Here is a 20,250-nt window from a genome sequence, read left to right on the forward strand (position 1 = left end):
GCAAATCGAGGCGTACGCGCCCAGGATTAATATCGGGTTCTCCCCGGCTGCAATGCAATCGAATTAATCCGGGCCTTCGCCACATCTACCCCGGACGGCCCGATCCGCAAGTCCGGTATTTCACAGTCTTTGCGGCTTTTTATAGCAAAGACAAGCGCCTCTCCCCAGGGTCGCGGGGGAGAGGCGCCGGTTCCGATCAGTCGAACGGCCTAGAGCCGGCCACCGCCGCGCACCAGCCGCACCACCAGCAGCAGGATGATGGCGCCGATGGCGGAAAAGATGATCTCCGAGACCAGCCCGACGCCAATATGGATGCCGAGCTTCGGGAACAGGAAGCTCGCGACAAACGCGCCGGCGATGCCGATCACGATGTCGCCGATGATGCCGAACCCGCTGCCGCGCACGACCTTGCCGGCGAGCCAGCCGGCGACCAGGCCGACGAACAGGATGACGATGAGGCTTTGGCCAGAAATGTACATAAGTTGAAGTCCCTCTCCATTAACCGGGCCATGGAACCGGAACCGGGATGAATGGGGTCTGAATGGTTCCCGGAGGGGACGCTCAGACAGGAACCGCGAAAACAACCCCATGCACAGTAGAGCGGGGGGTGAAAAAGTGGGGGACGCAAGCGAGGTCTGAGTTCGTGGCTACCCCTCTCCCCCGCCCTCCCCCGCAAGGGGGGAGGGAGCGCAGTGGTGCACGAGGCGATGGATGCGCTGAATCTCTTGGGCGCTACGGCGCCGCCACCGGCTCCGCCAGCACGCACCTTGCTGCCCTGCCCGGGCCGACCTCCACATTCGCAGGCAGTTGTTCGACACAGCGCGGCTCGGCGAGCTTGCAGCGGGGGGCGAAGGAGCAATTGTGGGGTTTCTCGGCCAGCGACGGCGGGGTGCCGGGGATGGTCTCCAGCCGCTGGCCCCGCCTGGCGCCGTGGATGGTCGAGGCGAGCAGGCCCCTGGCGTAGGGATGCACCGGGGAGCGAACGATGTCGCGCAGACTACCCTGCTCCACAATCTGGCCGGCATACATCACCGCGACGCGGTCGCAGATCTCGATGGCGACGCCGATGTCATGGGTCACGAAGATGACGGACATGCCGAACTCGCGCTGCAGCTCGCGCAGCAGCAGCAGGATCTGGATCTGCACGGTGGCATCGAGCGCCGTGGTCGGCTCGTCCGCCAGCAGGATTTTTGGCCGGCAGGCGAGCGCGAGCGCAATCATCGCGCGCTGGCGCATGCCGCCGGACATTTCGTGCGGATAGGCATCTAACCTTCGCTTGGCCGACGGGATGCGCACGACCTCGAGCATCTCCAGCGCCCGTGCCCTGCCCTCCGCATAAGACTTGCCTTCGTGGCGCACGACGCTTTCGGCGATCTGCGCGCCGATGGTGTAGACCGGATCGAGCGCCAGTGCCGGCTCCTGAAAGATCATCGACACCGTCTGACCGCGGAACGACGACAGCTCCTCGTCGTTCATCGCGAGCACGTCACGGCCCATCACGTTGACCGTCCCTGAGATCTGCGTGCGCTTCTTCGGCAGCAGCCGCATCAGCGCACGCAGGGTCACGCTCTTGCCCGAGCCGGATTCGCCGAGCAGGCCCAGCACCTCGCCATCACCGAGCGAGAGATTGAGATCGTTCACGGCATAAACCGTGCGCTCCCCGGTGAAGCGGATGTTGAGGCCTGAGATCTCGACGAGCTTTGTCATGACGGCAGTTGGGGTACCCGGTCGTGATAGTCGGTGACGCGCTGGAAGGCGGCGCCGATGGTCAGCAAGGTCGCTTCATCGAAGGAGCGGCCGATCAGCTGCATGCCGATCGGCAGGCCGCTCCTGGTGAAGCCCGAAGGCACCGTGAGCGACGGCAGGCCGAGGAAGTTCACCGGACGGGTGAACAGCGTGATCCGCTGCAACAGCGCCGGCGCATTCGGTCCACCGCCCACATCGCTCTCCTCGATCGTCGGCGCAGGAATCGGCGAGGCCGGTGCGATGATCGCGTCGACGCCTGCGGCGGCCGCATTGTGCGCCGCGAGTGCCGGGCCGCGCCAGCGCATCGCCTCGAGGTAGGTGATGGCGGGAACGGCGAGGCCGTTTTGCAACCGCATCAGCGTCTGCGCGCCATAGTCCTGCGGCCGCTCGATCATCCAGCGCTTGTGGAAGGCAGCGGCTTCGGCCGCGAGCACGAGCTGGCTCGCCGCCTGCAATTGCCGCTGGTCCGGCAGCTCGACCGTGAGGATGTCGGCGCCCTCGCGCTTGAGCACCGCGATGGTTTCGTCCAGCACGCGTGCGACTTCGCTATCGAGATCGTCGACATAGAACGACGCGGGCACGCCGATCTTGAGGCCCTTCAGCGAGCCCTTGGTCGCCGCGACATAGTCCGACAGCGGCTCATGGCTCGTGGTCGAATCCTCGGGGTCGAGGCCCGCCATCAGCGCCAGCAGCAGTGCGCAATCTTCCGCAGTGCGCGCGAGCGGCCCGACGGTGTCGAGCGATTGCGACAACGGCATCGCACCGGCGCGGCTGACGCGACCGACGGTGGTCTTCAATCCGGTGACGCCGCAGAAATGCGCGGGCATGCGGATCGAGCCGCCGGTGTCGGAGCCCAGCGCCGCATAATTCATCCGCGCCGCGACCGACGCGCCGGAGCCCGAGGACGAACCGCCGGTGATATGCGCGACGTTCCAGGGATTGCGCACCGGGCCGTAATGGGCGTTGTGGCCGGTCGGGCCATAGGCGAACTCGGCCAGATGCAGGGTGCCGAGGCGAACCTGGCCCGCATCCTTCAAGCGCTGCAAGGCGGTGGACGTGACGGACGGAACGAAATCGCGGCGGATCAGCGAGCCGCAGGTCGCGACGTGGCCTGCGTCGTAGTACATGTCCTTGTGCGCGAGCGGCACGCCATGCAGGGGACCACGGACCTCGCCCTTGGCGAGCGCGGCGTCGGCGGCATCGGCGGCCTTCAGCGCCGCCTCCGACTCGATCGACATGAAGGCGTTGAGATGCGGCTGCCATTGCGCGATGCGGTGCAGTAGCGCGCGCGTCACCTCATGGGAGGACAATTGCTTCATCGCGATCGCACGCGCGACCTCGGTGAGCGTCATCAGGGTAGGCTCGGTGCTCATTTCGACACCTTCTGCGTCTGGGCGAGCGGATAGAGCGCGGGCTCGAGGTCGAACGGCAGCGTGCCGGCGATCGCCGCAAAACCTTCGAAGGCCGACCCGATGGAATTTGAGATGCGCGTCGCGATCTCGTCATTCACGGGAACACCGGCGACTTGAGCCGTCGCCTGGATTTCTTTTGTCGTTGGTCTCGTCATGCGGTTTCCTCTCAGGGCGCGCGGCTATGGCCTGAACCCGGAATCGCCATGTAGCACGCGGCCTCGTGGCCCATCTTATCCACGGCCGTGAGCTTTGGTGCAGCATTTGCGCAGAGCGGCTCCGCAAACGCGCAACGCGTGTGGAAGCGGCAGCCCGCGGGCGGGTCGATCGGATTGGGTGGATCGCCCGAGATCGGCGGCTTCTCGGTGCGGCGGTCCGGATCGGAGGACGGCATCGCAGCCAGGAGCGCACGCGTATAGGGATGGGCCGGCTGGTCCCAGACCTGATCGACCGGGCCGAGCTCGACCACCTCGCCGAGATACATCACCAGCACACGGTCGCTGATGTAGCGCACGACGTTGAGGTCGTGGCTGATGAAGAGATAGGTCAGGCCGAACTCGCGCTTGAGGTCGGCCAACAGATTGAGCACCTGCGCCTCGACGGATTTGTCGAGCGCGGAGACGGCTTCATCCAGGATCACCAGCCGCGGCGACAGCGCCAGGGCGCGCGCGATGTTGACGCGCTGGCGCTGGCCGCCGGAGATCTCGTGCGGATAGCGGTTGGCAAAATTTTCGGGACGCAGGCCGACCTTGCCGAGCAGCTCGCGCGCCAGCACGCGCGCCGCGCCATCGGCCATGCCGTGGACTTTCGGACCAAAGGCGATCGATTCCTCGATGGTCAGGCGCGGATTGAGCGACGCATAGGAGTCCTGAAACACCATCTGCATGCCGCGGCGCAACTCCCGCAGCGATAGCGACTGGCCGACGGTCATGCCGTCATAGATGATGTCGCCGGTGTCGCGCGGCATCAGGTGCATCAGCAGGCGCGCGGTGGTCGACTTGCCGCAGCCGGATTCACCGACGATGCCGACGGTCTCGCCCTTCGCCACGGAAAAGGAGACATTGTCGACCGCACGCACGGTGCGCTTGGCGGCGAACAGACCGCCGCGAACAGGGAAATGTTTCGTCAGGCCGTTGACCTGCAGCAGCGGCTGCGCGACGCCGCCGACGTCTTCGACGGGCTCCAGCATGGCGACGGATGGAGTGGTCTCGATCATAGCCGCGATCTCCCACCTCTCCCCATCGGGGAGAGGTGTGGCACCGTCGCCGTGGCGAACCGCGTCTTTCTCATCATCTCAGTTCCTGATGTCCATGGCGCTGCGCAGGCCGTCCGAGAGCAGATTGAAGCAGATCGAGACCGCAAAAATCATCGCGCCCGGCAAGGCCGCCACCCAGGGGTTGACGTAGATCGCGGTGCGCAGGGTGTTGAGCATCAGGCCCCATTCCGGCTCCGGCGGCTTGGTGCCGAGACCAAGGAAGGAGAGACCGGCGGCCAGAATCATCGAGACCGAGATCAGGCTCGTCGCATAGACGAAGATCGAACCCAGCACGTTGCCGAGGATGTGCACCCGCATGATGGTGAAGGGACCCGCGCCCGAGGCGCGCGCGGCCTCGACGAAATCCATGTTGCGCACGCCGGTGGTGACGCTTTCGGCGACGCGGGTGATCTGCGGCACGAACACCACGGTCAACGACACGATGGAGTTGAGGATGCCGGCGCCGAGTGCGCCAGAGATCGCGATCGCCAGCAGCACGGAGGGGAAGGCGTAGAACACGTCGATCGTGCGCATGATCGCAGTGTTGAGCTTGCCGCCGACATAGCCGGCAACGAGGCCAAGCGAGGTGCCGATGCAGAAGGCGAGGATCACGGGCAGGATGCCGATCACCAGCGACAGCCGCCCGCCATAGATCAGCCGCGCCAGCATGTCGCGGCCGAGCTCGTCGGTGCCGAGCGGGTAGCCCACCGTGCCGATGTGGCGGAGGCGGCGGATCATCGAGCCCTTGTAGGGATCTTCGAGACCGAGCCAGGGCGCGAGGATCGCGGAGAGGAAGATCAGCAGCAGCACCAGCGCGCAGGCCATGCTGACCTTGTCGCGCAGGATACGGCGGCCGACGGTTGCCCAATAACCGCGCGCCTTGGTCGCGGGTGCGGCCTGCAGCGCGGCATCGGCGGCGGCGGATAATGGAAGCTCGCTCATTGGCGCAATTTCCGCCGTCGTCCCGGCGAAAGCCGGGACCCATAGCCACGAAAAGTAGTTTGGCGATGACTCGTGGTGACCATCTCGTCCCACAATCTCCTGCCGGGGTTATGGGTCCCGGCCTTCGCCGGGACGACACTGAATGTGTGGTGCGTCATCCCCGCTAGCCCCGCTTGATGCGCGGGTCGATCGCGGCTTGCGCGATGTCGACCAGCAGATTGAGGAAGACGAAGAACAGCGCCAGCACCAGGATCGTGCCCTGCAGCAGCGGCAGGTCGCGCTGGAAGATCGCCGAGTTGAGCAGGAAGCCCGAGCCCGGCCAGGAGAACACGGTCTCGATCAGGATCGAGCCGCCGAGCATGTAACCGAGCTGAAGCCCCATCACGGCGAGCGCGGTGGGTGCGGCATTCTTGATGACGTGGCGGAACACGCCGGTTTCGTGCAGGCCCTTTGCGCGCAAGGCTTCGACGAAATCCTGGCTGAGGATATCGCCGGTGAGCGCGCGTACGGTGCGGGTAACGATGCCCATGGGAATCACCGACGTCGTGATCGCGGGCAGCACGAGATATTTCAGGTGCTCCCAATCCCAGGCCCAGGCGGCCGAGCCGCCGGGCCCCGCGCCGACCGCGGGCAGCCAGTTCAGCTCCACCGAGAAGATGATGACCAGCACCATGCCGAGCCAGTAATGCGGCACCGAGACGCCGGCGATGGCAAACGACGTTGCCATCTTGTCGATCCAGGTCTCGCGAAAGTAGCCGGCGATCAGGCCGAGCAGGATGCCCATGGTGAAGCCGATGATGGCGGCCGCAATCGCCAGCGTGACGGTGTTACCGACCGCGCGCATGACTTCCGCGAGCACGGGCCGCCCGGTCGCGATGGAATTGCCGAGATCGCCATGCAGCGCGCGCAGGAGCCACAGGCCGAACTGCACCGGCAGCGGCCGGTCGAAACCGTAGGCGGCGCGGAGCTGCGCGGCGAGCTCCTGCGAGGCATCGGCCGGCAGCACCGCGACCAGCGGATCGCCCGGCGTGATGTGCACGAGCAGAAAGCACACCAGCGCCACGCTGATGACGATCGGGATGACATAGACGATGCGTCTGGCGATGTAGGCGAGCACTGGGTAACCTAACGAGATGTTGCACAATACGGTGCGCGGGCTTGAGTAAGGGACGCGAGATGCGAGGGTTCCCTCCCCCCTTGCGGGGGAGGGTTAGGGAGAGGGGTGGCCACACAGGGACCGCCCGTGTGGACCCCCTTCCCCAACCCCTCCCCGCAAGGGGGAGGGGAGCCCTACCAGCGTGCTCACCTCACGGCGTCATCGAGATCGGCGAGAAGTCGATGAACCAGCTTTTCGGCTGGACCACGCCGGTGACCTTCGGGCTCATGGCGCGCGGGCCGACGTCGTGGGCGACGTAGAGGAAGGCCGCGTCGTCGACGGAGGCTGCGTGCAGCTCGGCGAGCGCGGCGTCACGCGCGGCGGGATCAAAAGTCTGCCGCGCCTTCTTCACCAGCTCATCGAACTTGGGATTGTTGATAAAACCCCAATTGTTCGAGACCGGCGGTGCCATGCTCGATTGCAGGAAGCGCACCAGCGCGAAGAACGGGTCCATCGCCGCATAGGTGACGTTGGTCGCGTTCGCGCCGTTGGCCGAGGGATCCTTGGCGCCGCGGCGCCAGTTGGTGAACAGCGTGTTCCACTCAATGACATCGAGCTGCACGTCGAAATAGCATTCGGCGAGCGCCTGCTGGAGATATTCGTTCATCGGCAGCGGCTGCATCTGGCCCGAGCCGGATGCCGAGGTCTGGATCTTCACCGTCAGCTTCTTGTTCGGACCAAAACCTGCCTCCTGCATCAGCTTCTGCGCAGCCGGCTTGTCATACTTGATCTCGAAGGTCGGCTTGCCGCGCCAGGGATGGCCGGGCTCGAAGGTGCCGGTCGCCGGCACCATCAGCCCTGCCAGCAGCCCGTCCTTGAGGCCTTCGCGATCCACGCAGAGATTAGCGGCCTTGCGGACGCGGATGTCGTTCCAGGGCGAGCCCTCGACGCGCGAGAACTGCCACGGCCAGACATGCGGCTGCTCATTGGCGTAGAGCTTGAAGCCGCGCTGCTTGAGCTCGGGCAGCGCATCCGGCGCCGGCGCCTCGACCCAGTCGACCTGTCCGGACAGCAGCGCCGCGGTGCGCGCGTTGGCTTCCGGCATCGGCAAGAGCACCATCTTGTCGATCTTGGGCACGCGGGCCTTGTCCCAATAATCCGCGTTCTTCACCAGCTCGAGCCGCTCGCGCGGCGTGAAGCTCGCCATCTTCCACGGGCCGGTGCCCGCGGCGTCCTTGGCGAAGGCAGTCCAGGCCGCCTGCGACTTCGCTTTGGCGTCGGCGCCTTCCGCCTTGTCGTAGAAGTGCTGCCACTTCGCCGGGCTCGCCATGAAGAGGTTGGTGAGATTGATCGGCAGGAAACTGTCGGGCTCCTTGGTGGTGAGCTCGACCGTCATGTCGTCGATCTTCTTTGCGGACGCCAGCGTCGGCATGCGAGATGCGGTGACGCCGACCTGGCTGGCGTCGAATTGCGGCGCGTCCTGCTTCAACACCTTGTCGACGTTCCAGACCACCGCGTCCGCATTGAACGGCGTGCCGTCGTGGAAGGTGACGCCGGGGCGCAGCTTGAAGGTCCATTTGGTCTTGTCGGCGTCATCGACCTTCCACTCGGTCGCGAGCCCGGGGATCACCACGCTGGCCTTCTCGGCGGACGACAGGTCCCAGCCGGTGAGCGCGTCATACATGGTGACGCCGGTGAAACGATTGCCTTCAAAACCCTGGTCGGGCTGACCGAGCGTGCGCGGAATATCGGCAGCCGTCATGCCGATGCGCAGCACGGTTTCGGCGCTGGCAGCGCGCGGCCATGCGGCCGCCGTCGTCAGGGCTAGCGCCGCGATCAGCGCTGCGCGCGCGGTTGTCTTGATAAGCATTGCCTCAGTCCTCTTCCGGCTTTCAATGATTAATTTTGATGCAATGGCTGTGCCAAATGATCCGCAATGGCGATGCCAAGGAGAAACTTATTCTGCAAATTAGCCCTGCGACGACAAGTCCTTGTGATCGCGGGAAGGCTGAGCAGCCGCGCTGCCTATTCTGGCATCAAGATTGCAAGTTTGGACCCAATCTTCTCTGGGAGCTTTGGGCCATGCGTATTCGTTTATCGACCTGTCTCGCGGTGCTTGCGCTGGCGTTATCGGCAATCCCGGCGCGCGCCGAAACGGTGGTGCGCTACGGCATCTCGATGGCGGACATTCCGCTGACGACGGGCCAGCCCGACCGCGGTGCCGGCGCCTATCAGTTCACGGCCTACACGATCTACGATCCGCTGGTTGCGTGGGAAATGGACGTCGCCGACCGCCCGGGCAAGCTGGTGCCGGGACTCGCGACCGAGTGGAAGGTGGATGACACCGACAAGACCAAATGGCGCTTCAGCTTGCGCAAAGGCGTGAAGTTTCACGACGGCAGCGAGTTCAACGCCGACGCGGTGATCTGGAATCTCGACAAGGTGTTGAACGACAAGGCGCCGCAATTCGACAAGCGCCAGAGCGCGCAGGTGAAGACCCGCCTGCCCTCGGTCGCCAGCTACGCCAAGATCGACGACTTCACCATCGAGATCACGACCAAGACCGTGGATTCCTTCTTTCCCTATCAGATGCTGTGGTTCCTGGTATCGAGCCCGGCGCAATATGAAAAGCTCGGCAAGGATTGGGACAAGTTCGCAAGCCAGCCCTCCGGCACCGGCCCGTTCAAGCTGACGAAACTGGTGCCGCGCGAGCTCGCCGAGCTCAGCAAGAATCCGGACTATTGGAATCCGAAGCGTAGTCCCAAGGTCGACAAGATCGTGCTGGTGCCGATGCCGGAGGCGCTGACACGCACCAATGCACTGCTCGCAGGCCAGGTCGATCTGATCGAGACGCCGGCGCCGGATGCCGTGCCGCAGTTGAAGGCCGCCGGCATGAAGATCGTCGACAACGTCACGCCGCATGTCTGGAATTATCATCTGAGCGTGCTGCCGGGCTCGCCCTGGACCGACATCCGGCTGCGCAAGGCGCTGAACCTCGCGATCAACCGTGACGAAGTCGTCGGCCTGATGAATGGCCTCGCCAAACCCGCCAGAGGCCAGGTCGACCCGTCGAGCCCGTGGTTCGGCAAGCCGAGCTTCGAGATCAAATATGATCTCGCTGCCGCCAAGAAGCTGGTCGAGGAGGCCGGCTACTCCAAGGCGAAGCCTCTGAAGGCCACCTTCATCATCGCCCAGGGCGGCACCGGCCAGATGCTGTCGTTGCCGATGAACGAGTTCCTGCAGCAAAGCTTCAAGGAGATCGGCATCGACATCGAGTTCAAGGTGGTCGAGCTCGAGACGCTCTATACCCACTGGCGCAAGGGCGCCGCCGACGAAATGAACGCCGGCATCACCGCCAACAACATCGCCTATGTCACCTCGGACCCGCTCTATGCCATCGTCCGCTTCTTCGCCTCCGACCAGATCGCGCCGGTCGGCGTCAACTGGGGCGGCTACAAGAACCCGAAGGTGGACGCGCTGATCAACGAGGCCAAGCAGACGTTTGATACCGCCAAGCAGGACGATCTGATCGCCCAGGCGCACGCGTTGATCGTCGACGATGCCGTGCTGGTCTGGGTCGTCCACGACACCAATCCGCACGCGCTATCGCCGAAGGTAAAGCAGTTCGTGCAGGCACAGCACTGGTTCCAGGACCTGACGACGATCGGGGTGGAGTGAGGGGGGCAAGCACAGCTGCCGTAGGGTGGGCAAAGCGCAAGCGTGCCCACCAATTGCCGCGGTTAAGAAGACGTGGGCACGGCGCATGCGCGCCTTTGCCCACCCTACGGGAGCTGATGGTGAGGCCACACACGGCGCGTCAAACTCAGGCGTCGTCCCGGCGAAAGCCGGGACCCATAACCACAGGATTGAGTTTGGCGAAGATCGTCAACTCCGATCTCGCGCAACAAATTCTGCTGCGGAGTATGGGTCCCGGCTTTCGCCGGGACGACACCGGTGTTTTAGCCCGAGCGAAGCACCTCAACCCTACTTCGTCAGCAGCGCGTACGCTCCCGACCAGCCCTCCGGCGGAGGATTGGCCTTGAATTCCTTGATCCGCGCTTCGTACAGCTTGAACAGCTTTTCCAGCGTGTCGGCGTCCTCGCTGCGGCGGCCGCGCTCGATGGCGTCCTGCGCGCCCTGCCAGTCGCGGCCGCGGTAGCAGCTGAGCATCTCGATGGTGATGTTGCGCAGGCGCTGGAACGCGGCCGACTGCATCACGTCCTCGCGGCCGGCGATGGCGTAGATCACCTCGGGCTCGGTCTTGCCCTTGACCATGATGAAATCGAGCTCGAGGATCGCGAACTTTTCCTTGGCGGCGAGCGCCGTGCGGGAGCCGACGATGATCGGAAAACCATATTCCTTGGTCTGGCCTTCCAGGCGTGACGCGAGGTTCACGCTGTCGCCGAGCACCGAATAGTTCTTCTTCAGATCGGAGCCCATGTTGCCGACCACGCCGATGCCGGTGTTGAGGCCGATGCCCACGTTGAGCGGGATGTAGACGTGGCCGCCCTCGGCGGCTTCCTGCTCGCGCTCCTTGTTGACGACATCGATCTTCTCGAGCATCTGGATCGCGGCCTCGCAGGCGTTGACCTGGTGTTCGGCATCGTCGAGCGGCGCATTCCAGAACGCCATGATGGCGTCGCCCATGTATTTGTCGACGTAGCCCTTCTGCTCGATGATCACGTCGGTGAGCGGCGTCAGGAAGCGGTTCATCAGCGTGATCAGGCCTTGCGGATCCTGCTTGTAGCTCTCCGAGATCGTTGTGAAGCCGCGCACGTCGGAGAACATGATGGTCAGCTCGCGCTCCTCGCCGCCGAGCACGACTTTCTCCGGCGATTGCGCGAGCTGCTCGACCAGCACCGGCGACATATATTGCGCGAAGATGCCGCGGATCTGCACGCGCTGCCGCTGCTCGCGCACGAAGCTCGAGAAGATGAAGGTCAGGTAGATCGCGGTGGTCGACAACAGCGGATAGGTGAAGTCGACGAGGTAGCGTTTCTGCCAGTAGTAGAACCAGGACGTGCCGACCAGCACCGCGGCGAACATCGCACCCGCGAGCACCAGCCGCACCGGCCCAAGGTTCGGCGTGAAGATGATAACGAGAAGGCCGATGATCAGCGCGGCCAGCAGCTCGATGCCGAGCGCATAATTCGGCTGCGAGATCACCGCGCCGCCGCTCAGCACGCTTTCGAGTATCTGGGCGTGAATCTCGACGCCCGGCATGGTCGAGGACACCGGCGTGGTCTTGATGTCGTTCAGCCCGGCCGCGGAGGTGCCGATCAGCACCAGCTTGCCGGCGAGCTTGCTGGGCGGCACGGTGTTGTCGAGCACGTCCGCTGCCGACACATAGATCGAAGGATCCCGGCGAGCGTAATGCACCCAGAGCTGCCCGTTCTTGTCGGTTGGGATCTCGACGCCCTTGAGGCGGATGGCGCGGATGCCGGTCTTGTCGGTGCGAACCAGCAGTGTCGGGGTACCCGTGACGACCCGCAGGATCTCGAGGCTGAGCGAGGGCATGATATTGCCCTGGGCCCACATGATCATCGGCACGCGGCGGATGAAGCCGTCGCGCTCGGTCTTGATTGAGAACAAGCCACGACCGGCGGCGACCTTCTCGATCACCGGTACGTTGCGCAACAGGCCGGGGAATTCAAACAAGAATTTTTCGGCATTCTCCTCGCCGACCGTCGCGACGCCGGTGAAGGGGAGCGTCTTGTCGAGTTCGGATTCGACTTGTGGCAGCCCGGTTTCGCCGAGGACGACTTTCGAACGCTTGATCGCTTCGGAGAGAATCTGGTCGTTGCTCGGCAGCTCGCTCAGCTTCATCCGCGTGGCGTCGTCCAGATAGCGCATCTGGTTGGCGACCAGCTCGGGATTGAGCCGGTCCGGTTCCGAGAACACCACGTCGAAGCCGATCGCCACCGCGCCGTTGTTGGTGAGATTGATGATCAAATCCGCGATCCGCGTGCGAGACCACGGCCACTGGCCGAGCCTGGCGAGGCTCTTGTCGTCGATGTCGACGATGGTGACCGGCCGCACCGTCTTGTGGCGCGGGTCGATCAACTGGAACAGATCGAAGGTGCGCAGCCGCAATTCCTGGACCGGCGGCGGATCCCAGACGCGCAAGCCGGCGAAGACGACCAGCAGCGCAAGGCACACCAGCCGCGCCAAGCCGAACTTTCGCGCGAACCACCGCCGCAGGATCTTGAAACGTTTCATGCCGAATGAATATCACGCATTGCCGGCCAATGGCAGCGCCGAACGCACCTGTGGGCGATCGGCACCGTCCGGGCGATCATCCGGAATGGACGATGAAGTCGCTCGCGTGGAGGTTGGCGGCGTTGACGCCCTTCAGGAGGATCGTGTCGGCGGAATCGATCGTGATCAGGGTATCCGCGGAGTTGGCCGGCGAAGCCGCGACGTGCTGCGCGATCCATGCGGCGTCGATGTCGGTCGCCACGACCGCGGTCAGGTTGATGTGATCCTGGTTGGGCGTGAAATTCACGATCGTATCGTGGTTCGAATTGGCCCCGAACACGAATTGTTCCTGATAGCCGGTCCCGAAGAAGACATCCTTGCCGGTCGTGCCGGTGAGGCTCACGTGATCGTCCGCGCTCTCGGCGAGATTGAAAATCAGGTTGACCGTATCGGTCGCGCCGTGGCCGTCGGTCACGGTGAGCGCGACCGTATCCGTGGAAGGCTCTTCGCTGCCTTCATTGTAGGTCAGGGTGCCCAGCATCGTGTTGATGTCGGCAAGAGAACCCGAGCCAGACGACGGACTGACATCGCCTGCCTTCGCGCCGGTCGCAAGAAGCGTGAAGGTTTCATCGGCCGCGGCATCGACATCGGTGACCTGGAGGCCGTGAACGACGATCTGTTCGTCGTCCAGCTGGGTCACGCTGATCTTGTCGAGGTTGAAGACGGGCGCATCGTCCGCACCGGTCACGTCCACGGTATATGTCGCCGTGGTGGCGGCACCATGCGAGTCCGTCAGCTGGACGGTGAAAGCATCCGAATAGGAGCCTTGAGGCAACGCATTGATCGAGGCGGCATCGGGGACGTAGGTGTAGCTGCCGTCGGTGTTGAGCGTCAGCGCGCCATAGTGACCCGTGAGGGTGCTGGTCGCGTGATGATCCGAGTTCAGCAGAGCATAGGTCAGCGTATCGCCGGTATCGGCATCGGTCCCGGCCAAGTGGCCGGTGAGGTCGGAGAAAGTGTCGGCGGCGGCCGTGTCGGTGAGCTTGCCGAGGCTGCCATCGGACAGCACCGGCGTGTCGTTGGCGCCGGTCACGTTCACCGTGAATGTCGCGGTGCCGGTCGCGCCGTGCGCGTCGGTGGTCTGCACCGTGAAAATATCGACATAGGAGCCTGCCGACAGCGCGTTGATCGCGGTCGCATCGGGCGAATAGTCGTAGGTGCCGTTGGCGTTGACCGTGAGCGTGCCGTAGTGGCCGGCGAGAGCCGATACCGCGTTGTTGTGCGAATCGAGCACGGCGTATTTCAGCGTCGCCGTCTCGCCATGATCCGCATCGGTCCCGACCAGCGTCCCCGTGATATCGGAGAAGGTATCGGCGACAGCCGTATCCACGAGCGGCGCCGTCGTCACCGCGGCCAGCGTCGGCGCGTCGTTCTGGCCGGTGATCGTGATCGTGACGTCGGCCGTCGTCTTCTGGCCGTGGCCGTCATCGAGCGTGATAGTCGAGACGACCTTCGCGGTCTGGTCCTGGCCGAGGAAATCCAGCGCACCGTCGGCGATCGAATAGCTCCAGGTGACCGTGCCGTTGTTCTTGCCGGTCTGCTGGAGCGTCAACGCATTTTCCAGCGCCGCGATCTCGCCGGGCGTCAGCGATGCCGTGAGGTCGGTGCTGTGATCGGCCCCCAGCGAGGTCACGACCTGGCCGGTGATCTTGGCTGCCGGCAGGTCGGTCAGATCGATATCGGTGAAGTCGACCGAGCCGGTCGCAGGCGTTGCGGTATCGATCGTGGAGAAGTCGCCGGTTGCGTTCGCCTGCTCCGAGACGCTCGCGGCCAGCACTCCGCCGCCGGTGAAGGCCGGCGCGTCGTCCGTGGCATGGACCGTGATCAGCGTGTGGCCGGTGCCGTCATCGCTGCCTGCGAAGGTCGTGTTGCTGTAATCGGCGCCGGTCAGCGTCAGGCTGATGTGGTGACCATAGGCGTCCGTCACGGTCAGCACACCGCCGGTCGAGGCATCGGCGTTGGCAACGTAAACCGCGCTGGTGCCGAGCCCGTACTTGATGGTCGACAGGTCGATCGTGTCGGTCTTGGACAACGCCGCGATCGATCCGCCGAAGGTCGAGGTATCAATCTGCAGGTGGGCGCCGTCGCCGGCCAGCGTGATCGTCTGCGAGACCGTGCCCTCGACCTCGAGCGTCGCGCCGGCGTCGACGGTGACCGAACCGGAGCCGGACAGCGAGCCGAGCAACGACAGACCGCCGTCATGGACCTCGATGGTTCCAGTGTTGGTGATGGTGCCCGAAATCGACGCCACACCCCAGCTGTCGATGGTCGCGTCATTCGTGATGCTCAGCCCGGCCCCGGAAATCGAAGCACCGTGCAGATCGATGTCGCCGTGGTTGACGATCGACGACGCATCGCCGAACACGCCGCTGCCTGCGACCGTCCAGGTGCCGCCGGCGTTGTTGTCGAACGTGGCGCTTGCGACCGAGATGTTGCCGTTGATGTGGCCGCTGTTGTTGATCGTGATCGCGCCACCGGTCTCGACGATCGCGTAGGACGTCGAGGTCACGCTGGCGCCGTCGGGGCCGATCGTGCCGGAATTGTCGATCGTCGCGGACCCGGTCGTGTTCTCCTGGATGGAGATCGCGGCGACACCATCGGCGCCGACCACCGTGCCGGCGTTGATGATGTGCGTCGAGCCGGTCGCGCCGGAATCGTCCTGGTCGACATGAAGGCCGAACGAAACCGTGCCCGTGATGTGACCGTTGTTGGCGACGGTGACGGCGCCCCCGCCATAAGAGACGACGTCGAGCCCGACCGCGCCGGACGCGGCGCCGCCGATGGTCGCGGTAATATTGCCTGCGCCGGTCGCGCCGTCGTGCAGCACGATGCCGTCACCAGTCTTGCCGGTGACGTCGCCAACCGTCGTCAGCGAGATATCGCCGATGCCGTTCTGGGTGACGACAATGCCGTTGTTCGCGCCGCTCAGCGCGCCGGTCGGCGTCAGCACGATGTTGGCGCGATTGTCGCTCGTCCCGCCGGACGCCGTGACGTCGAGCGCATCGCCCTTCGACGTCGTGATGTCGGCATCACCGGTGACCGTGAAGGTGCCGCCTGTCGACGACTGGGCGGCGATGGTGCCGGTGAAGCTGTGGCCGGCGACCTTGTCGAGCTCAAGCGTATTGGTGCCGCCGGCGAAGGTGACGGTCTGCGCATCCGCGCCGCCGAGCGCGAGCGTCGCCTTGTCGTCGATGATCAGCGTACCGACGCCGGTGATGCCGCCGGACAGGCTCAGCGTGCCGCTCTGGACCTCGATGGTGCCCGTGTTGGTGACGCCACCGGTGACCGTGTTGAGGCCGACGCTGTAGAGATTGCCGGCATTGGTGAGGCTGCCGCCATTGATCGAGACGTCGGTCAGATAGAGTTTCGACGTGCCGTCGACCGAGATCGTGGCGCCGGCGTTGGTGATGGTGGCAGCCGTCAGCTTCAGCGTGCCGCCGGTCTCAGCCTTGATCGACCCGTGATTGGTGATGGCGTGGCTCGTCGTGGGATCGATCGTCAGCGTGCCGCTGGTGACGGAGACCGTGCCGGTGCTGGCAACCGTGATGTCGGCGTTGTCGATGGCGCTCGCGCCGGTCGATTCCAGCGTGCCCGCGATCGTCACGGTGCCGCCGTCGATCGTCGCAGCCTGGAGATCGAGCGTCGAGCCGGACTCCACCGACACCGTACCGTCGGTGTTGGTCACGATGTTCGAGATCAGCTTCAGCGTGCCGTCGTTGATGGCAGCCAGTGTCCCGGTGTTGGTGACGGCTTCGCCGTTGATGTCGAGCTCGGCGCCATTCGCCCGGAGGGTGCCGCCATTCGTGATCGCAGTGGTGGACGTCGTCGCGACCAGCGCAAGCAGGCCGCCCAGCGTCGACTCCAGCAGATTGGAGTTCCAGATATTGGCATTGGTGATCGTCGTCGCGCCGGTCGAATCCAGCGTGCCGGAGACCGTCAGCGTGCCGCCCGTCAGGCCCGCGCCCTTCAAGGTCAGCTTCCTGCTGCCGTCGACCTTGACCGTGCCGTGGTTGGTGATCGCGGTGCCCGCAACAGTGGCATCGTCGAGCGTCAGCGTAACATCGCTCTCGACCGTGACGGGGCCCGTGGTGAGGGTCGCATTGCCATCGATCGTGCTGTCGCTGGTCACGTCGATCGTGCCGGCGCCCTTGATGGCGCCGCCGCTGATCGTCGCGCCGTCCAGGGTCAACGCGGCGTCGACGATGACGTTGCCGCTGGAATTATCGACCGTCGATCCCGAACCGATGGTGAGTGCGCCGGAGAGCACCTCGATGGTGCCGGCATTGGTGACCACTTCGTAGTTGAGCGCGTTGCCGGTACCGCTGACATTGAGGGTGCCGTTGTTCTTCAGGATGCCGTTGCTGAGCACGGCGTTGCCGGTGAGGTCGAGCTCGCCGTTGTTCGTGACCGTGCCGGCGCTGCGCAGTCCGCCGATGTCCGTCCCCTCGGTGCCCTCGCCCTCACCACCTTCGCCCCCCGGAATTCCGTGGAAGACGGGGGTCGCACCACCGTCGATTGTCGCGCCGTTGACTGTGAGCTTGCCGGCGGCATCGATCTTGACGTTGCCGGTGTTGGCAATGCCGGTCTTCAGCGCCAGGGTTCCGCCGGAAAGCTCGATCGTGCCGGAATTGGCGATGGTCGTCAGGGTATCGATCACGCCGCCCGCGGCCAGCGTGAGCGTGCCCGCATTGGTGATCGTGACGGTATTGACGACGACCTCACCGGTTTTCCTGGTGATCGTCTCGACATCGATCGCGCCGCCGACGAGAACCTGGCCATCGGCGGCGTTGGTAAACTTCGCGTCGGCATTGAGCGTGAGCGAGCCCGCGAGCGTCAACGTGCTGTGGTTGATGACCTCCGGCACGGTGTGGTTCCGCGTCGTGTCGTAGTCATCCATCGTCAGCGACTTGCCGAACGCCGCGAGGTCGATCGTGACCGGATAGGACGGCGTCAGCCCGTGCAACTGATCGGTGATGACAATGACGTCGTCATTGATCGTCGGCGCGTTGCCGGTTTCCCAATTCGCGCCGTCCTTCCAGAAGCCACCCGCGGGAGATCCCTCGGTGTTCGTCGCGATCCACACCACGGCAGGTGCATCGGTGCCGGTGATGGTGACCGTAACGGTCTGGTCCGAGGTCGCGCCTTGCGAGTCCTTGACCGTCACGGTGTACGTCACCGTCAGCACTTCACCCTTCGGGATGAAGTCGGCGAGGTAGACCGGGATGTCTTTCAGCGACCAGTCGATCGATCCCGTGCCGGTCCCGGTGCTGTCGTGGCCGGATGCGATCGAGACCAGCAAGGCACCCGCGAGGAAGTCCGAGATGGCTTTGGGGACCGTCCCGCCGGGCAGCACCGCACTGAATTTGCTGACCGACACGGTGTGCGTATCGGTGAGGTCGACATCGGTGAAGCTCAGCGTGCCCGAGGTCGGGACCTCGCTGGTGAGCGGGCCACCCGGGACGCTGGTGCCGCCCGAGAACGTGATGGTCGGGACGCCCGAAGTAATCACCGGCTTGTCGTTGGTGCCGGTGATCGTGATGGTGATCGGGATGGTCCTGGCTTCGGGCTGGACCGAGAAATTGTCATTGACGCTGACCATGTAGGTCAGCGTCAGCGTTTCGCCGGCCCCCAGAAAATCGAAGGCGTGATCGGGGACCGTGTAGGTCAGGGTCGCCGAACCGTTGTTGTTGTTGCCAGCGTCGGCGGCGACGGCGATCTGGACCTGCGTCGCCGCGATGTCCTGCTTCTGGAGAGCCGTGAGCGAGGCGGTGACGTCGTGATGGCCGGAGTCGGTATAGGTGTAGTTTGATGCATCGAGGCTCACCGACACCGTCGGCCGGTCGCCCAGGTTTTGGTCAACGAAGTTGACCCGGAAGATGATCGTTTCGGGAGACACGGGAGCGCCGGTCGTGTCCGCGCGGTCGCCGGTCGCCCCCGCGTGCTCGGTCGTCGCGAACGCCGTCGTCACATTGCCGTTGGCATCGAGGATGCGCGCGTCGGGCGGCCCAGGAATACGGTCGGCCGACTTGTCCCCCCCGCCTTGCCCCGAACCGGAGCCATTGGCGTTAACAGTGTTGGTGAAGATCGCCGTCGCGGACGCACCGCTCGCCGTCTTGATCAGGAGGTTGTTGCCGTCCTGCGTAATGCTGTCGGTGAAGTTCGTGGTCAGCTTGGTGTTGGTGTTGTTGTCCGTGAACTTCAGCGTGAACACGTCCGTGATCAGCTTCTGCACGTCCGGCGACAGCAGCCCATTGGTGATCGAGACGTTGCCGCCGCTGATCTGGATCATCTGGCCGGCCTGGTTGACCGTCGCGATCGGCAGCAGCGTCAACTTGTCGAACAGGATGTAGGAGCCGGTGGTGCCGTTGGGCTCGACCAGCACCTGGAAGTTCGCCTGCGGCTGAGGATCGCCGCCGCCTGCGGGAACGACGAAGTTGATCTCGGTCAGCACCGCCGTGCCGCGGATGCCCATGGTGGCGACCGGCGTGTCGATCTTCATGTCGCCGTGCTTGGCGGTCTCGCCGGCAACGAAGGTGATGGTGCCCGCGACCAGGCTGAGCAGCGAGGAATTGTTCGACCCGTTGGGGTCGTAGACCATCTCATTCAGCACCATCCGCGCGTTGGAGGACAGGCCGAACACGGTGCCGTCGATGAAGGTCACGCCGAGCGTCGAGTCCGAACCGGTCGAGACCACGTCGCCCTTCTCGACGTTGTCGCCGTTGTTCAGGATGACCGAGACGCCATTGCGGACCGCGGTCGCGCTACCGGTCAGCTTGGTGACGTGGCCGATGACCTGCGCCGCTGCGGTACCGGGCGCGGCCTGCGCGACCTGGACGTAACCCGTAAGCGCGCTGACGATGTCGCCGGTGAGATGGGCGCCATCGGGCGAGGCGATTGCGGCGCGCTTGTCGCCCCTGAAATAATCGTGAACGACGAACTCATGGCCATCGTGCGACAGCACGAGATCAACACCCGTGCGCTTGAACTCGCCGTTGAAGATCAGGTTGGGGTCGGCAACGACGACCGCGCCTTCGGGCACGTGGCCGTGCGCTTTGGCTATAAATGAATCGACGTGGTGGCCATTCGAATGGCCATCAAAAGAGAGCGCGGCGTCAAATTTGCCAGCGTAGTTCAACCGGGCACCGTAAAAGGGTTAAAATCTAAGTAAGTATCCACCGCCTAAGCTTGCATAGCATTACCAAGTCCTTAGCGAAACCATCTATTGCTTGTGTGATTCCGCATCACTTGGCTGTCCACGACTATGCCTACGGCGACATCCATAGATGAGTTGAGGTATTTTTTCGAATATTTTGAAGTCGAATCCGGCTTATTGCGCACATTTCAAGTCGTTTAAAGTAATCAGCCGCAGGGATTTGACGGCGGATACTTATGTCATCTTTTCTTCGTAGTCCCCCGGAACATCCTGCGGCAAATACGGAGTTAAATCTGTGACCCAACTAACAGAACTCGTGAACTAGCCGGTCATTAGCCATAAGCGACGAATCGGCCCGCCCACAATTTCTCCCTGCGATTTGTTCGTTCTC

The 20,250-nt window shown here is 64.2% G+C and carries 11 protein-coding genes; 1 reads left to right on the forward strand and 10 read right to left on the reverse strand.

Annotation, left to right across the window (positions count from 1 at the left end; all coding sequences use genetic code 11):
• Window positions 1-209 precede the first annotated feature (209 nt).
• The 8 genes from NLM31_RS40850 to NLM31_RS40885 form a co-directional block, all read right to left on the reverse strand.
• The gene (locus tag NLM31_RS40850; protein ID WP_254134799.1) at window positions 210-479 is read right to left on the reverse strand and encodes a GlsB/YeaQ/YmgE family stress response membrane protein; all 270 of its coding nucleotides are present in this window, start codon (window positions 477-479) and stop codon (window positions 210-212) included.
• A gap of 253 nt (window positions 480-732) precedes the next feature.
• A complete protein-coding gene (locus tag NLM31_RS40855; RefSeq protein WP_254195873.1) occupies window positions 733-1,707 on the reverse strand; it encodes an ABC transporter ATP-binding protein in 975 nt (324 codons plus the stop codon).
• Window positions 1,704-3,119, reverse strand: a complete 1,416-nt coding sequence (locus tag NLM31_RS40860; protein ID WP_254195874.1) for an amidase — start codon at window positions 3,117-3,119, stop codon at window positions 1,704-1,706. Before NLM31_RS40860 ends, NLM31_RS40855 begins: the two co-directional genes overlap by 4 nt.
• Entirely contained in the window at window positions 3,116-3,313 is a 198-nt protein-coding gene (locus NLM31_RS40865; RefSeq protein ID WP_254195875.1) for a hypothetical protein, read from the reverse strand. The genes NLM31_RS40860 and NLM31_RS40865 overlap by 4 nt, the downstream gene beginning before the upstream one ends.
• Window positions 3,314-3,324: 11 nt before the next feature.
• On the reverse strand, window positions 3,325-4,371 hold the full coding sequence (locus NLM31_RS40870) for an ABC transporter ATP-binding protein (protein ID WP_254195876.1): 1,047 nt from the start codon (window positions 4,369-4,371) through the stop codon (window positions 3,325-3,327).
• 78 nt (window positions 4,372-4,449) lie between these two features.
• Window positions 4,450-5,352, reverse strand: coding sequence for an ABC transporter permease (locus NLM31_RS40875; RefSeq protein ID WP_254134804.1), 903 nt, complete (start codon window positions 5,350-5,352; stop codon window positions 4,450-4,452).
• Window positions 5,353-5,515: 163 nt separating this feature from the next.
• A complete protein-coding gene (locus NLM31_RS40880) occupies window positions 5,516-6,469 on the reverse strand; it encodes an ABC transporter permease (RefSeq protein WP_254195877.1) in 954 nt (317 codons plus the stop codon).
• A 190-nt stretch (window positions 6,470-6,659) separates the two neighbouring features.
• Entirely contained in the window at window positions 6,660-8,318 is a 1,659-nt protein-coding gene (locus NLM31_RS40885) for an ABC transporter substrate-binding protein (RefSeq protein ID WP_254195878.1), read from the reverse strand.
• A 212-nt stretch (window positions 8,319-8,530) separates the two neighbouring features.
• Between NLM31_RS40885 and NLM31_RS40890 the strand changes: the two genes are divergently transcribed.
• Window positions 8,531-10,126 (forward strand): ABC transporter substrate-binding protein, encoded by a 1,596-nt coding sequence (locus NLM31_RS40890; RefSeq protein ID WP_254195879.1) that lies wholly within the window; start codon window positions 8,531-8,533, stop codon window positions 10,124-10,126.
• A 306-nt stretch (window positions 10,127-10,432) separates the two neighbouring features.
• Here the strand turns inward: NLM31_RS40890 and NLM31_RS40895 are convergent, their stop codons facing one another.
• Both NLM31_RS40895 and NLM31_RS40900 read right to left on the reverse strand, forming a co-directional pair.
• The gene (locus NLM31_RS40895; protein ID WP_254195880.1) at window positions 10,433-12,667 is read right to left on the reverse strand and encodes a CHASE2 domain-containing protein; all 2,235 of its coding nucleotides are present in this window, start codon (window positions 12,665-12,667) and stop codon (window positions 10,433-10,435) included.
• Between the two features lie 76 nt (window positions 12,668-12,743).
• A complete protein-coding gene (locus NLM31_RS40900) occupies window positions 12,744-19,841 on the reverse strand; it encodes a VCBS domain-containing protein (protein ID WP_256561983.1) in 7,098 nt (2,365 codons plus the stop codon).
• Window positions 19,842-20,250 lie beyond the last annotated feature (409 nt).

This window comes from Bradyrhizobium sp. CCGUVB4N (genome assembly GCF_024199945.1).
In the GTDB taxonomy this organism is placed as follows: Bacteria; Pseudomonadota; Alphaproteobacteria; order Rhizobiales; family Xanthobacteraceae; genus Bradyrhizobium.